We start from the raw sequence: 13109 nt of genomic DNA, 5'->3' as shown, positions 1-13109 counted from the left end.
AAGATGCGCGCCTGCCTACTTGGAATTGCTCCGGGTGGAGGTTACCGTGCCGGTCTGCCTCGCAGCAGCCGCGGTGCGCTCTTACCGCACCGTTTCACCCTTACCTGATCCCGACTTGCGCCGGGCCATCGGCGGTTTGCTTTCTGTTGCCCTGTTCCGCGTGTCACCACGGATGGCCGTTAGCCATCACCCTGCCCTGTGGAGTCCGGACTTTCCTCGCCCTCTCTGGCCGAAGCCGTAGAGGCCGCGACTGCCTGGCCTGCTTTGCTGGGCGCGATTTTAACACCCCGCAGACGTCCCGCCGGTCCGGTGCCTGAAACAAATGGATGGAGGTCCAGCAAGAGGAGTGTCCTTGCCGCACCCGCCTCGTCAGCGGGTACGGCGCCCCGTGCGAAATACCGCCGTATCGTCATAGAACGAGCGCGCTTCGTTGGCGGCCCACCACCCGGGAATACCGAGCACCGGCAGTGGTGCGAACAGGCGGCTCGTCAATTCGGGCGTCTTCGTCAACGCGCGGCTGACTGCTTCGTCGAGCCACGCGTCGCGTGCCGCGACGGTCCATGTGAAGTAGTCGCCGGGCACCTCGACAATCCACGCATGTCCGGTGCAAGCCTTATAAGGGGCGATCAGCTTTTCCAGCAACGCGTGGCCGAAGCAGCGCACTTCGCATCGACCCCCCCACGCCGCGCGGTTCGCGACCAGTAAGGTCTGCCAGTCGAAGTGACGCAACGCGGTGCTCAACGAAGGATCGGCGCACGCAAATAACAGCGCGTTTTCGTCGAAGAGGGTCAGCGCATCACGGATGCCGCCGCGCGTCGGACCGACTCCCAGCGCGTCGATGGCCGCTGCTTGCCGCGCATTCAGCGCCGCCTTGATACGCGGGAACGCGAACCACACCGACGCATTGAAGAAGTCGTGCAGGTTGTGGCGGGTCGGTACGCAGCCGGTCGACGCAATATGCGCTTCGTACGCGGCGCCGGGCGGCAGATCGTCCTGGGCGATGAAAGCGAGCCGCTCGCCGCGCCCGGTAGTCTGGAGAGACTGAAGCGCGTCGGCATTCATTTCGCCCAGCAGTTCGCCGTAGCTGCTCAGCGCGGCCTGCTGCCAACGCGCACCACGCGCGGCAAATTGCGCAAACCACGGGGTCGACCAGTCGATCTCGGCAAAGCCGGGCTTGCATACAGGAGCCGCCGGGTTGCTGCTTTGCCCCACCACCCGCCTCTACCTCAAAGCTGCCGCCAGTTGATCGGCTCGCCGCCACGCAGCGGCACGACCGGTGTATCGCCGACCGGCAGTTCGGCCGGCAGGGTCCACTGCTCGCGAACCAGCGTCACCTGCTCGCTGCTGCGCGGCAGGCCATAGAAGTCAGCGCCGAAGAAACTCGCGAAGCCTTCCAGCTTGTCGAGCGCGCCCGCCTGATCGAACGCCTCCGCGTACAGTTCGAGTGCATGCAGCGCCGTATAGCAACCTGCGCAACCGCACGCGTGCTCCTTGAGCCCCTTCGGATGCGGCGCGCTATCTGTGCCGAGGAAGAAGCGCGGATTGCCGGACGTTGCGGCCTCAACCAGCGCCACGCGATGCGTCTCGCGCTTCAACACCGGCAAGCAGTAGTAGTGCGGACGAATGCCACCCTGGAAAATCGCGTTGCGGTTGTACAGCAGATGATGCGCGGTGATGGTCGCGCCCAGTAGCTCGGGGGACGCCCCGGCTTCGCGGATGTAGTCCACCGCATCCTTGGTCGTGATGTGCTCGAAGACCACCTTCAGCGCCGGGAATGCGCGGCGCAGCGGTGTCATCACGCGGTCGATGAACACCTTCTCGCGGTCGAACAGATCAATCGAAGCGTCGGTCACTTCGCCGTGCACGAGAAGCGGCATGCCGGTTTCCTGCATGACTTCCAGCGTTTTCGCGCACTTCATGATGTCGGTCACGCCCGCGTCGGAGTTGGTCGTCGCGCCCGCCGGATACAGTTTTACGCCATGCACGAAGCCGCTTTCACGCGCGCGGCGGATTTCGTCGGGCGGCGTGTTGTCCGTCAGGTACAGCGTCATCAGCGGTTCGAACGTCACGCCGGCCGGGATCGCGGCGACGATGCGCTCACGGTACGCCTGCGCCATGGCCGTAGTGGTGACCGGCGGCTTCAGGTTCGGCATGATGATCGCGCGGCCGAACTGGCGTGCCGTGTGCGGCAGCACTGCGGCGAGCATTGCACCGTCGCGCACGTGCAGGTGCCAGTCGTCGGGGCGGGCCAGCGTCAGGGAATTGAGGGAAGTGGAAGCAGTCATGGCGAGAAGTTGACGAACCCGGCGCCGCAGCGGCATTGACGTAGACAACCCGTGGACAAACCGCAACATTGCGGCCTGAACACCCGCCAAATTAGCTATTTGACGCGCCTGGCTCGGTGATATGCTTGGAAATCGTCATTGTAACGGGTCCTCCCCGTTCACCGCCTTAGCAACCGCAACATGTGCCAACTTCTCGGAATGAACTGCGCCGCGCCGACGGACGTCACGTTCTCGTTCACCGGCTTTGCGGCGCGCGGCGGCGTCACCGATCATCATGCAGACGGCTGGGGTATCGCCTTCTTCGAAGACAAGGCCTGCCGCCTGTTCATCGACCATCAATCGTCGGCCACCTCGCCGATTGCCGAGATGGTCAAGCGCTATCCCATCAAGTCGAAGAACACCATTGCGCACATCCGCAAGGCGACGCAAGGGCACATCCAGCTGGAGAACTGCCATCCGTTCATGCGCGAACTGTGGGGCCGTCACTGGATCTTCGCCCACAACGGCGATCTGAAAAACTATGCACCGTTTCTGACCGGCGTCTATCAACCGGTGGGCACCACGGACAGCGAGCTGGCCTTCTGCGCGTTGCTGCAAGGTTTGCGTAAGACCTTTCCCGGTTCGCAGCCGCCGCTCGATGAACTGTTCGCCGCGCTCGAAACGCTGACACGCGAGATCACGCAGTTCGGCGTGTTCAACTTTCTGATGTCGAATGGCCAGGCGCTGTTCGCGCACTGCTCGACCAATCTGCATTACCTCGTGCGGCGCTGGCCGTTTTCCACCGCGCATCTGGTCGACGCGGACGTGTCCATCGATTTCGCCAAGTACACCACGCCCGAGGACCGCGTCGCGGTGATCGCCACGCAGCCGCTGACGGACAACGAGGTGTGGACCGCGTTCCAGCCCGGCGACCTGCTGATGTTCCAGCATGGCGACGTGGCCGGCCGCGCCAATGTGCCGGTGCCGCCCTGCGTGCTGGAGAAGCTGCGCAATCCCGCTATGGACGCATCCGCTTCGGCCACGACGATACGCCAGGCGGCGCACAATCAACCCGTCACACTGGATGTCGAAGCAGCGGATGACGCGGCAGCATTCGAATCCTGATGAACTGTCGAGCTCGCCGCGTTGCGCGCCGAGGGCTCTTCCAGGCGCAAAAAAAGCCGCTTCAGTCAATGAAGCGGCTTTTTCGTTGTTGCGGCACGCAGCGGAGACGCTGCCAGCCGGAACCTTAGTGCAGGATCTTCGCCAGAAAATCCTTGGCCCGATCCGACTTCGGATTGGCGAAGAAATCTTCCTTGCGATCGTCTTCGACAATCAAGCCCTTGTCCATGAAGATCACGCGGTGCGCGACCTTCTTCGCGAAGCCCATTTCGTGCGTGACGCACATCATGGTCATGCCTTCCTGGGCAAGTTCGACCATCACGTCGAGCACTTCGTTGATCATCTCCGGATCGAGCGCCGAGGTCGGTTCGTCGAACAACATCGCGATCGGGTCCATGGAAAGCGCGCGCGCAATCGCCACGCGCTGCTGCTGACCGCCGGACAGCTGCCCCGGAAACTTGTCCGCATGCGCGCGCAGGCCGACGCGATCCAGCAGCTTCAGCGCCTTGGCCGCGGCTTCATCTTTCGAACGGCCCAGCACCTTGATCTGCGCGAGCGTCAGATTTTCCGTGATAGACAGATGCGGAAACAGTTCGAAGTGCTGGAACACCATGCCGACTTTCGCGCGCAGTTTCGACAGATTGGTCTTCTTGTCGCCGACCGACTGGCCATCAATGGTGATTTCGCCTTTCTGGAAGGGTTCAAGGCCGTTGACCGTCTTGATGAGTGTGGATTTGCCCGAGCCCGACGGGCCGCACACCACCACCACTTCACCCTTTTTGACTTCCGTCGTGCAGTCGGTCAGCACCTGGAACTGGCCGTACCACTTCGAAACGTTCTTGATAGAAATCATCTTGCAACCTTTTTCTGAAGACCTTTGACGAGGCTCGACGCGATCACGCAGACCACGAAATAACACGCGCCCGCGAACAGTACCATTTCGACGTTCGTGCCGTCACGGTCGCCAATATTCGTGGCGGTGCGAAAAAAGTCGGCGAGGCTGATCACGTAGACGAGCGACGTGTCCTGGAACAATACGATAGCCTGGGTCAGCAGCAGCGGCACCATGGCACGAAACGCCTGCGGCAGCACCACGAGGCGCATGGCCTGCGCGTAGCTCATGCCGAGCGCCGACGCCGCGTTGATCTGGCCGCGCGGCACCGCCTGAATGCCGGCGCGAATGATCTCCGAATAATACGCGGCCTCGAACAGCGAGAACGCCACCATGGCCGACGCGAGCCGGATGTCGATCTCCGGCGACAGGCCAAGCACGTTCTGCAATACCTGCGGCACGATCAGGAAGAACCACAGCAGCACCATCACCAGCGGAATTGAACGGAACACCGTGACGTACCCACGCGCAAACCACGCGAATGGCTTGAACGACGACAGCCGCATCATGGCGAGCACGGTGCCCCAGACAATGCCGATCACGATCGCGATCAACGTGATCTTGAAGGTGACGATCACCCCGGTCCACAGCGTGGGCAGCGCGCCGGGAATACCGCTCCAGTCGAAATGATGCATCACTTGCCCCCGATATAGCCGGGCAGCCGGCTCTTCTGTTCGACCCAGCGCATCAACTGCATCACGACCAGGTTGATGAGCACATAAGCCAGCGTGACCGCGATGAACGACTCGTAGGTCTGCGCCGTGTAGTCGACCAGTTGGCGTGCCTGCGCAGAAAGATCGAGCAAACCGATGGTCGACGCCACCGCGGAGTTTTTGAACACGTTCAGAAATTCGGAGGTGAGCGGCGGCACGATGATCCGGTAGGCCACCGGCAACAGCACGTAACGATACGTCTGCCATTGCGTGAAGCCCATTGCGAGACCGGCGGCACGCTGACCGCGCGGCAACGCGTTGATGCCCGAGCGCACCTGTTCGCACACGCGTGCCGCGGTGAAAAGGCCCAGACACAAAATGGACGATGAGAAAAACTGCGCGCCAGGCGGTAGTTGCTTGAACCACGTTCCGACCGACACCGGCAACAGTTCCGGTATCACCAGATACCAGATGAAAAACTGCACGATCAGCGGAATGTTGCGGAAAATCGCCACGTACAGCGTGCCGATACCCGCCAGAAAACGGTTGGGTACGGTGCGCAGCACGCCGAACCACGAGCCGACGATCAGCGCGATCACCCATGCGGAAAGCGACACGACGATCGTCACCCAGAAGCCCGACATGAGCCAGCCGAGATACGTGGTCGGTTCGCCGGTGGAAACCGGACTCAGCAGAATGCCCCAGTTCCAGTGATATGACATGACAAAGACTCCAGCAAAAAGAAACGGAAGAAGCGCGCGGCTCCTTCCGTTTCGTTCGATGCGTTGAACTGGTGGCGACGGGTTAGTCGATTGCCTTGTCGTTCGGGTTCTTGAAGAGCGCCTTGATGTCGTCGCTTTCCGGGAAGTTCAGGTTGAGCCCCTTCGGCGGGATCGGCGACTCGAACCACTTCTTGTAGATCTGATCCGCTTCGCCGGAGGTTTCCACCTTGGCGATGGCGTCGTCCACCACCTTCTTGAACTCGGGATCGTTCTTGCGCATCATGCAGCCGTACGCCTCATGCGACTGCGGCGTGCCGACGATCACGAAGTCGCCCGGCGCGCTCGATTTGGCGCGCTCGCCCGCGAGCAGCGCGTCGTCCATCATGAACGCGGCGGCGCGGCCGGTGGAGAGCGTCAGGAACGACTCACCGTGATCTTTCGCGCTGATGATGTTCATGCCCATGCTCTTGTCCTGGTTCATCTTGCGTAACAGACGTTCCGAGGTCGTGCCGGCCGTGGTAACCACGGTCTTGCCCTTCAGGTCGGACCAGTCCTTGATGCCCGAATCCTTCTTGGTCATGAGCCGCGTGCCGATCACGAAAATGGTGTTCGAGAAGGCCGCCTGCTGCTGGCGTTCGGCATTGTTGGTGGTCGAGCCGCATTCGATGTCGACGGTGCCGTTCTGCACCAGCGGAATGCGGTTTTGCGATGTGACCGGTGTCAGCCTGACTTTCAGGTTCGGCATGTTGAGCTTCTGCTTGACGGCTTCAACCACCTTCAGCGAAAACTCCTGCGAGTATCCGATCACGTTTTGCTGGTCGTCGTAATAGGAAAACGGAATGGACGATTCGCGATGACCCAGCGAAATAACGCCCGTATCCTTGATCTTTTTCAGCGTACCGGCTTCCTGCGCGTGCGCGCCAACCGTCATCAATCCGAGAGTCGCGAGAAGCAGCGCAGCCTGTTTAATTTTCATGAGTGATCTCCTTGGCAAGAATCGGCGCCAGTTTAGCAAAGTAATCTGATTGAAAGTATTACTGTAAGCCAGGTTTTTCCCCACGTTGGTTTTGGACGACAAACGGCGTGGCCGGCATTTGTTTCTGGTCTCACGGCTCAGGATCTTGCGCCCATAAAAAAGACGGGCAACATCATGATGATGCTGCCCGCCAGGTGTGACCCGCGGTCTGACGAAAACCGCGTTGACGCAGGGGAAACTGAATAGAAGCTAAAACGGCTGATCAGGGATACAGGCCACGCAATTCGCGCGCTTCAAGAATGCGCTTACAGGCCACGATAAACGCCGCCGTACGCACCGAAACCTTCTGCTCGCTCGACACTTGCCACACTGCCGCGAAGGCCTCGCGCATCACGCGCTCGAGACGCTGGTTGATCTCGTCTTCGGTCCAGAAGAAGCTCGAGAAGTCCTGCACCCATTCGAAGTACGACACGGTGACGCCGCCGGCATTGGCCACCACGTCCGGGATCACGAGAATGCCCTTGTCGTGCAGGATGTCGTCGGCCGCCGTCGTGGTCGGGCCGTTGGCGCCTTCCACGACGATCTTCGTTTTGATCTTGCCGGCGTTCTTTTCCGTAATCTGATTTTCCAGCGCCGCCGGAATCAGGATGTCCGATTCGACGGCCCAGAAGTCGTCGTTCGCGATCGTGTCCGCTTCAGGGAAGCCGCCTACACCGCCATGCTTCGCTACGTAATCGAGCAATGCCACAGCGTCGATACCCGTGGACTTGTACAGCGTGCCGGTGTGATCCTGCACGGCCACGACCCTGGCGCCGGCTTCCTGGAACAGACGCGCCGCAATGCCGCCGACGTTGCCGAAACCCTGCACCGCGATGCGCGCGCCTTCGATATCGAAGCCGATGCGGCGCGCCGCTTCGGTGCCCACCACGAACACGCCGCGGCCGGTTGCTTCCTTACGGCCGAGCGAGCCGCCGAGCGTGATCGGCTTGCCGGTCACGACGCCGGTGGCCGTTTGGCCCTGATTCATCGAGTACGTGTCCATCATCCACGCCATGATCTGCTCGTTCGTGTTCACGTCCGGCGCGGGAATGTCGGTGTTCGGTCCGATGATGATGCCGATCTCGCTGGTGTAGCGACGCGTCACGCGCTCCAGTTCGCCACGCGACAGCGTGCGCGGGTCGACGCGGATGCCGCCCTTCGCACCGCCGTACGGCACGTTCACCGCCGCGTTCTTGACCGACATCCATGCTGACAGCGCCATCACTTCGGACAGCGTCACGTCCTGGTGATAACGCACGCCGCCCTTACCCGGCCCACGCGATACGTTGTGCTGCACGCGATAGCCTTCGAAGTGCGCAACGGTGCCGTTGTCGAGTTCGATAGGCACGTCGACGACGAGAATGCGCTTCGGGCGCTTCAGCGTTTCAAGCCAGCGCGACAGCGAGCCGAGATACGGCGCGACGCGATCGACTTGACGCAGATAGTTGCCCCAGGGGCCGAGGTTGTCGCTATTCAGATAGGACGGGACGGACTGCAAGGATGCTGCGGACTGCGGTTGGGAAGACATGAACGCTCCAAGCGTTTTGACCGAATGACGCCATTGTCGAAAAACGCCAATTTGAAATCCAATGCCGTTTGGTCATCCCGTTATGTTTTTCTTGCATAACGCTAAAAAAGCGCAAAAGCATGTCGCATAGGACGTAACAATGCGGGCGCGCGGAGCGCCTCTGAGCTGCATGAAAGCGCTGCCTGAAACGGCTGATGGGGTGGTCTAGGCCGCGCCTTGTGCGAGCTCGTCGGTCACGACGTCCCACAGTTGGCGCACCAGCACATGGCGCGGATCGTCACCTTGCGCGGCGAGCTTGTCGCGGTACAGACGAATCTCCATGGTCAGCGTGAACTGCCCTTGCGGCGTGCCGCGTGCCGCGCGATCGAGGCGGATCAGCTTGCCCTCCGCCACCGCATCCTCGACTGCGCTATGCGGCAGAAACGCAATGCCATGACCGGCCAGCGCCATCGCCTTCAGGCCTTCGGCCATGTCCGTTTCATAGACACGATCAAGATACAGACGGCCCGGCGCATTCGCGATGATCACCTCGGTCATGCGCCCGAGATACGCATTCGGTGTGTACGACAGATACGGCGCCGGTTCGCCGGACGTGCCGGGCAGCGTGTAACGCGCGCGGCCTGCCCGGCCGGGCGCGGAGAAAGGACTGATCGGCTCGATGCCGAGCGTGAGCATGTCGTAGCGTGCCGGATCGAGCGCGACCGGATGGCTGGGATGGTGATAGCCCATCACCAGATCACACCCGCCTTCCACCAGCGACAACACCGCGTCGTGCACGTTCAGCGCGCGCAGGCGCGTATGCACGGGCCCCAGCTGCGCCTCGATACGTTGCAGCCAGCGCGGGAAATACGTGAGCGACAGCGTATGCGGCACCGCGAATTCAATGGTGGCCGCAGGCGTGGCCGTATGACCTCTGAGCAGCGTGCGGGCTTCGTGGAACTGCGACAGCATCGCCAGAGCCTGCTCGTAGAACACCTGCCCCGCCGCCGTCAGGCGCGTCGGATAAACCGAACGGTCGATCAGCTCCGTGCCGAGCCAGCCCTCCAGTGCCTGAATGCGCCGCGAAAAGGCGGGCTGCGTCACGTGGCGCAACTCCGCGGAACGGCTAAAACTGCGCGTCTCCGCGAGCGAAACGAAGTCTTCGAGCCATTTCAGTTCCATGCGAACCTGTGAGCAGCGGGAAAGGAGAAGTCAGCATTCTAGCGGGGGGACTGTGCAACGGCCCCGTCTAGCGGCCCTGACGCAAAAGACATCCGGCGCCGGGCACCCGGTCCGTGCCCGCCGCTGGCGCTTGCGGGAGCTATCTCAGTACGGTGGTAAAATTCCCGGTTCCCTCCGTTTCCGATCTGCTCACCGAGCGCTCACGCCTCCATCATGTCCGACACCCGCCCCGATACCCTGTTCGCGCTCACCGCGCTCTCTCCGCTCGACGGCCGCTATGCGTCGAAAACCGAAGCCCTGCGCGACTGGCTTTCGGAAGCCGCGTTCATGCGCCATCGTGTGGCGGTCGAAATTCATTGGCTGATCGCGCTATCGCACGCCGGTTTCGCTGAAGTGCCGCGTTTCTCGGAAGCCTCCGAGCAATTCCTGCTGCAACTGGTCGAGCGCTTCACCGCGCATGACGCCGCGCGCATCAAGGAAATAGAGCGCGTCACGAACCATGACGTGAAGGCCGTCGAATACTGGTTGAAGGAATCGGTGAAGGGGCAGCCGGAACTGGAACGCGCCAGCGAGTTCATCCACTTCGCGTGCACCTCGGAAGACATCAACAACACCTCGCATGGTCTGATGCTGGCCGGCGCGCGCGAACACGTGATCGTGCCGGCGCTGCGTTCGGTGCATGCGCGTCTCGTCGCGCTGGCGCACGCCCAGGCTGCGCAGCCCATGCTCTCGCGCACGCACGGTCAGCCCGCCAGCCCGACCACGCTCGGCAAGGAAATGGCCAATGTCGCCGCACGCCTGGCGCGTGCCATCGAGCGTATCGAGAAGGTGGAACTGCTCGGCAAGATGAACGGCGCGGTCGGCAACTTCAATGCGCATCTGTCGGCGTATCCCGAGTTCGACTGGGAAGCGTTCTCGCGCGATGTGGTCGAGAACCGCCTGAAGCTCAAATTCAATCCGTACACGATTCAGATCGAGCCGCACGATTACATGGCCGAGCTGTTCGATGCAGTGTCGCGCGCCAACACAATCCTGCTGGATCTGGACCGCGACGTATGGGGCTACATCTCGCTCGGTTACTTCAAGCAGCGTCTGAAGGCCGGCGAAATCGGCTCGTCCACGATGCCGCACAAGGTCAACCCGATCGACTTCGAAAACTCCGAAGGCAACCTCGGTCTCGCGAATGCCACGCTGCGCCACCTCGCCGACAAGCTGCCCATCTCGCGCTGGCAGCGTGATCTGACGGACTCGACGGTGTTGCGCAATATCGGCGTCGCGTTCGGTTATTCGCTGCTCGCATACGACGCGCTGATCCGCGGTCTGGACAAGCTCGAAGTGAACCCGCAACGTCTGAACGAAGACCTCGACAACTGCTGGGAAGTGCTGGCCGAGCCGGTGCAAACGGTGATGCGCCGTTTCGGGATCGAAAACCCGTACGAACAGCTGAAGGAACTCACACGCGGCAAGGGCATTACGCGCGAGGCGCTGCAGACGTTCATCAGCGGCCTGAATATTCCGGCTGATGCCAGGGAACGTTTGCTTGCGATGACGCCGGCTTCGTATGTGGGCAAGGCGGTGGAACTCGCGAAGCGGATTGCTTAAAGGCTTTCAGCTTCTGCTCAGGCGAAAAAATGGCGCTCCGTGGAGCGCCATTTTCCATTCTGCGGGTTGCAAGGCAACGCGCCTCAACGGGATCTCAACGCAGCTTCATCTTCTCCAGCACCTCATCCACGATCGCTTCGGGCGACAACTCGATACTCACCGTAATCGCCTCATCGTCGCCCGGCTCTTCCAGCGTGTCGAGCTGGCTTTGCAGCAGCGAAGGATCGAAGAAATGACCGGTACGCGTCTGCAGACGCTCATGCAACACCTCGTACGAGCCCTTCAGATACACGAACACCACGTCCTTGTCGCCACCGCGCAGAATGTCGCGATACGAACGTTTCAACGACGAACACGTGAACACCGCCGTCTCATTGGCGCCCTGCTTTTCCACGATGGCAACGCGAATGGTCCTGAGCCACGGCCAGCGGTCATCGTCGGTCAGCGGGATGCCTTTGTGCATCTTTTCCTTGTTGGCGACGCTGTGAAATGCGTCTCCGTCGGTGAAGCTGCATTGCAGGCGTTCCGCCAGCATTTCACCAATGCGCGTCTTGCCGGCGCCCGACACGCCCATTGCGATCAGAATCATCAGATGCTCCTTACAGAACCGTCGCGAGTGCGAAGGTCAAACCCAAACCCATCAGCGAAATGATGGTTTCCAGCAGCGACCAGGTCTTGAAGGTCTGCCCCACCGTCATTCCGAAGTACTCTTTGATCAGCCAGAATCCGCCGTCGTTGACGTGCGAGAAGATCAGCGAACCCGAACCCGTTGCCAGCACCAGCAGCTCCGGGCGCACCTGCACTGTGCCGGCGGCCGCGATGGGCGCAACGATGCCGCACGCGGTCGTCATGGCAACCGTAGCAGAGCCCGTCGCCAGACGGATCAGCGCAGCCACGCACCATGCGAACAACAGCGGCGAAAGATGCGCCGCCGTCGCCGTATTGACGATCTCTTTGGAAATGCCGCTATCCATCAGCACGCGTCCGAAACCGCCGCCTGCGCCCACGATCAGCGTAATGCCGGCGATCGGCGCGAGACAGTCGCCGCAAAACTTCTGGATCTGCTCGCGGGTGAAGCCGCGTTTCGCACCGAAGGTCCAGAAGCTGACCAGCACCGCAATCAACAGCGCCACATCCGAATTGCCGACGAAGCGCAGCAGGTCGTTCGGCAAGGTTTTCGGCGCGAACACCAGGTCCGCCCAACTGCCGATCAACATCAGAATCACCGGCAGCAGAATCGTGAACAGCGTGATGCCGAAGCTCGGCAACTCACGCTGCGCTTTCTTTTCCTTGTCTTGCTCAGCAGAACCGAGGAATTGGGCCGCCAGCGGATTGTGCTCGGGCAGCTTGATGTAGCGGCTGACCAGCAGCGCGAACAGCGGTCCCGCGACAATCGCGCACGGCACGCCGACGATCAGACCGTATGCGATGGTCCTGCCGATATCGGCGTGATACGCCTGCACCGCGAGCATGGCGGCCGGGTGTGGCGGAATCAGTCCGTGCACGACGGACAAGCCCGCGATCATCGGCAAGCCGATCAGCAGCAGCGACTTGCCGGTGCGCTTCGCGACGTTGAAGGCGATCGGAATCAGCAGCACGAAACCCACTTCGAAGAACACCGGCAAGCCGACGATGATGGCCACCACCATCATGGCCCAATGAATGTGCTTTTCGCCGAATTTCTCGATGAGCGTCGTGGCGACGCGCTCCGCGCCGCCCGATTCGGCCATCATCTTGCCGAGCATGGTGCCGAGTCCGACCACAATCGCAATGTGGCCCAGCGTGTTGCCATTGCCGGTTTCGAATGACTTGACGATCGTGCCCATCGGCATGCCGACCACGAGGCCGAGCAGCAGCGACACGATGATAAGGACGAGGAACGGATAGACCTTGTAGCGCGTGATCAGCAGGATCAACGCGGCGATGGCGACGACCGCGTAAATCAGCAGCAAGCTGCCATGGTTAGCTCCCATGGAGCGCCTCCTTATTGCGTTGTTGGTTCTTGGATGTAAGCGCGATGTAGGTCGGGGCCGGCAGCCAGTCCCTGCGCCCTATGCGAACTGGGCAATACCCTGACAGGCGCGCGGTCGCTGAATTTTACTGTCTGTCTGGATGATAGGCGCGCGAAACGTACCGCGCAGATGAAAAAG

12 protein-coding genes and 1 other RNA gene are annotated in these 13109 nt (G+C 61.5%); 2 read left to right on the top strand and 11 right to left on the bottom strand.

The annotated features are described in order from the left end of the window. The 3 genes from rnpB to pyrC all read right to left on the bottom strand — a co-directional run. An RNA gene (rnpB, locus tag VGH41_RS11530) (RNase P RNA component class A) lies at window positions 1-266 on the bottom strand; the annotation flags it as partial. 103 nt (window positions 267-369) lie between these two features. Then, a complete protein-coding gene (locus VGH41_RS11525; protein WP_331597550.1) occupies window positions 370-1212 on the bottom strand; it encodes a DUF3025 domain-containing protein in 843 nt (280 codons plus the stop codon). Window positions 1213-1226: 14 nt separating this feature from the next. Next, on the bottom strand, window positions 1227-2285 hold the full coding sequence (pyrC, locus tag VGH41_RS11520; protein ID WP_331597549.1) for a dihydroorotase: 1059 nt from the start codon (window positions 2283-2285) through the stop codon (window positions 1227-1229). Window positions 2286-2465: 180 nt separating this feature from the next. Here pyrC and VGH41_RS11515 point away from each other — a divergent pair, with 180 nt between their 5' ends. Continuing rightward, window positions 2466-3389, top strand: coding sequence for a class II glutamine amidotransferase (locus VGH41_RS11515; RefSeq protein WP_331597548.1), 924 nt, complete (start codon window positions 2466-2468; stop codon window positions 3387-3389). A 124-nt stretch (window positions 3390-3513) separates the two neighbouring features. Here the strand turns inward: VGH41_RS11515 and VGH41_RS11510 are convergent, their stop codons facing one another. The 6 genes from VGH41_RS11510 to VGH41_RS11485 all read right to left on the bottom strand — a co-directional run bounded on the left by VGH41_RS11510 (window position 3514) and on the right by VGH41_RS11485 (window position 9357). Then, window positions 3514-4239 (bottom strand): amino acid ABC transporter ATP-binding protein, encoded by a 726-nt coding sequence (locus VGH41_RS11510; RefSeq protein WP_331597547.1) that lies wholly within the window; start codon window positions 4237-4239, stop codon window positions 3514-3516. Then, complete coding sequence (gltK, locus tag VGH41_RS11505) at window positions 4236-4913, bottom strand: glutamate/aspartate ABC transporter permease GltK (RefSeq protein ID WP_331597546.1); 678 nt, start codon at window positions 4911-4913, stop codon at window positions 4236-4238. Before gltK ends, VGH41_RS11510 begins: the two co-directional genes overlap by 4 nt. Then, a complete protein-coding gene (locus VGH41_RS11500; protein WP_331597545.1) occupies window positions 4913-5653 on the bottom strand; it encodes an amino acid ABC transporter permease in 741 nt (246 codons plus the stop codon). Before VGH41_RS11500 ends, gltK begins: the two co-directional genes overlap by 1 nt. Window positions 5654-5735: 82 nt before the next feature. Next, the gene (locus VGH41_RS11495; RefSeq protein WP_331597544.1) at window positions 5736-6629 is read right to left on the bottom strand and encodes a glutamate/aspartate ABC transporter substrate-binding protein; all 894 of its coding nucleotides are present in this window, start codon (window positions 6627-6629) and stop codon (window positions 5736-5738) included. Window positions 6630-6891: 262 nt separating this feature from the next. Continuing rightward, entirely contained in the window at window positions 6892-8196 is a 1305-nt protein-coding gene (locus VGH41_RS11490; RefSeq protein ID WP_331597543.1) for a Glu/Leu/Phe/Val dehydrogenase, read from the bottom strand. 204 nt (window positions 8197-8400) lie between these two features. Then, a complete protein-coding gene (locus VGH41_RS11485) occupies window positions 8401-9357 on the bottom strand; it encodes a LysR family transcriptional regulator (protein ID WP_331597542.1) in 957 nt (318 codons plus the stop codon). Between the two features lie 213 nt (window positions 9358-9570). Between VGH41_RS11485 and purB the strand changes: the two genes are divergently transcribed. Next, a complete protein-coding gene (gene purB, locus VGH41_RS11480; RefSeq protein WP_331597541.1) occupies window positions 9571-10959 on the top strand; it encodes an adenylosuccinate lyase in 1389 nt (462 codons plus the stop codon). 94 nt (window positions 10960-11053) lie between these two features. On the opposite strand, the gene VGH41_RS11475 is transcribed toward purB, so the two are convergent. Then, complete coding sequence (locus tag VGH41_RS11475; RefSeq protein WP_331597540.1) at window positions 11054-11548, bottom strand: gluconokinase; 495 nt, start codon at window positions 11546-11548, stop codon at window positions 11054-11056. 10 nt (window positions 11549-11558) lie between these two features. Continuing rightward, the gene (locus VGH41_RS11470; protein WP_331597539.1) at window positions 11559-12932 is read right to left on the bottom strand and encodes a GntP family permease; all 1374 of its coding nucleotides are present in this window, start codon (window positions 12930-12932) and stop codon (window positions 11559-11561) included. Between the last annotated feature and the right edge of the window lie 177 nt (window positions 12933-13109).

Origin of the sequence: Paraburkholderia sp., assembly GCF_036488795.1 — a bacterium.
GTDB lineage: Bacteria > Pseudomonadota > Gammaproteobacteria > Burkholderiales > Burkholderiaceae > Paraburkholderia.
Note: the sequence above shows the minus strand (reverse complement) of the source record. Positions and strands in the feature narration are given on the sequence as shown.

Bases quoted from the DNA above. Each gene is read 5' to 3' on its own strand.
- VGH41_RS11490 (WP_331597543.1), bottom strand. From the start codon at position 8,196: ATGTCTTCCCAACCGCAGTCCGCAGCATCCTTGCAGTCCGTCCCGTCC.
- pyrC (WP_331597549.1), bottom strand. From the start codon at position 2,285: ATGACTGCTTCCACTTCCCTCAATTCCCTGACGCTGGCCCGCCCCGAC.
- VGH41_RS11500 (WP_331597545.1), bottom strand. From the start codon at position 5,653: ATGTCATATCACTGGAACTGGGGCATTCTGCTGAGTCCGGTTTCCACC.
- VGH41_RS11470 (WP_331597539.1), bottom strand. From the start codon at position 12,932: ATGGGAGCTAACCATGGCAGCTTGCTGCTGATTTACGCGGTCGTCGCC.
- VGH41_RS11495 (WP_331597544.1), bottom strand. From the start codon at position 6,629: ATGAAAATTAAACAGGCTGCGCTGCTTCTCGCGACTCTCGGATTGATG.
- gltK (WP_331597546.1), bottom strand. From the start codon at position 4,913: ATGCATCATTTCGACTGGAGCGGTATTCCCGGCGCGCTGCCCACGCTG.
- VGH41_RS11485 (WP_331597542.1), bottom strand. From the start codon at position 9,357: ATGGAACTGAAATGGCTCGAAGACTTCGTTTCGCTCGCGGAGACGCGC.
- VGH41_RS11475 (WP_331597540.1), bottom strand. From the start codon at position 11,548: ATGATTCTGATCGCAATGGGCGTGTCGGGCGCCGGCAAGACGCGCATT.
- VGH41_RS11515 (WP_331597548.1), top strand. From the start codon at position 2,466: ATGTGCCAACTTCTCGGAATGAACTGCGCCGCGCCGACGGACGTCACG.
- VGH41_RS11510 (WP_331597547.1), bottom strand. From the start codon at position 4,239: ATGATTTCTATCAAGAACGTTTCGAAGTGGTACGGCCAGTTCCAGGTG.
- purB (WP_331597541.1), top strand. From the start codon at position 9,571: ATGTCCGACACCCGCCCCGATACCCTGTTCGCGCTCACCGCGCTCTCT.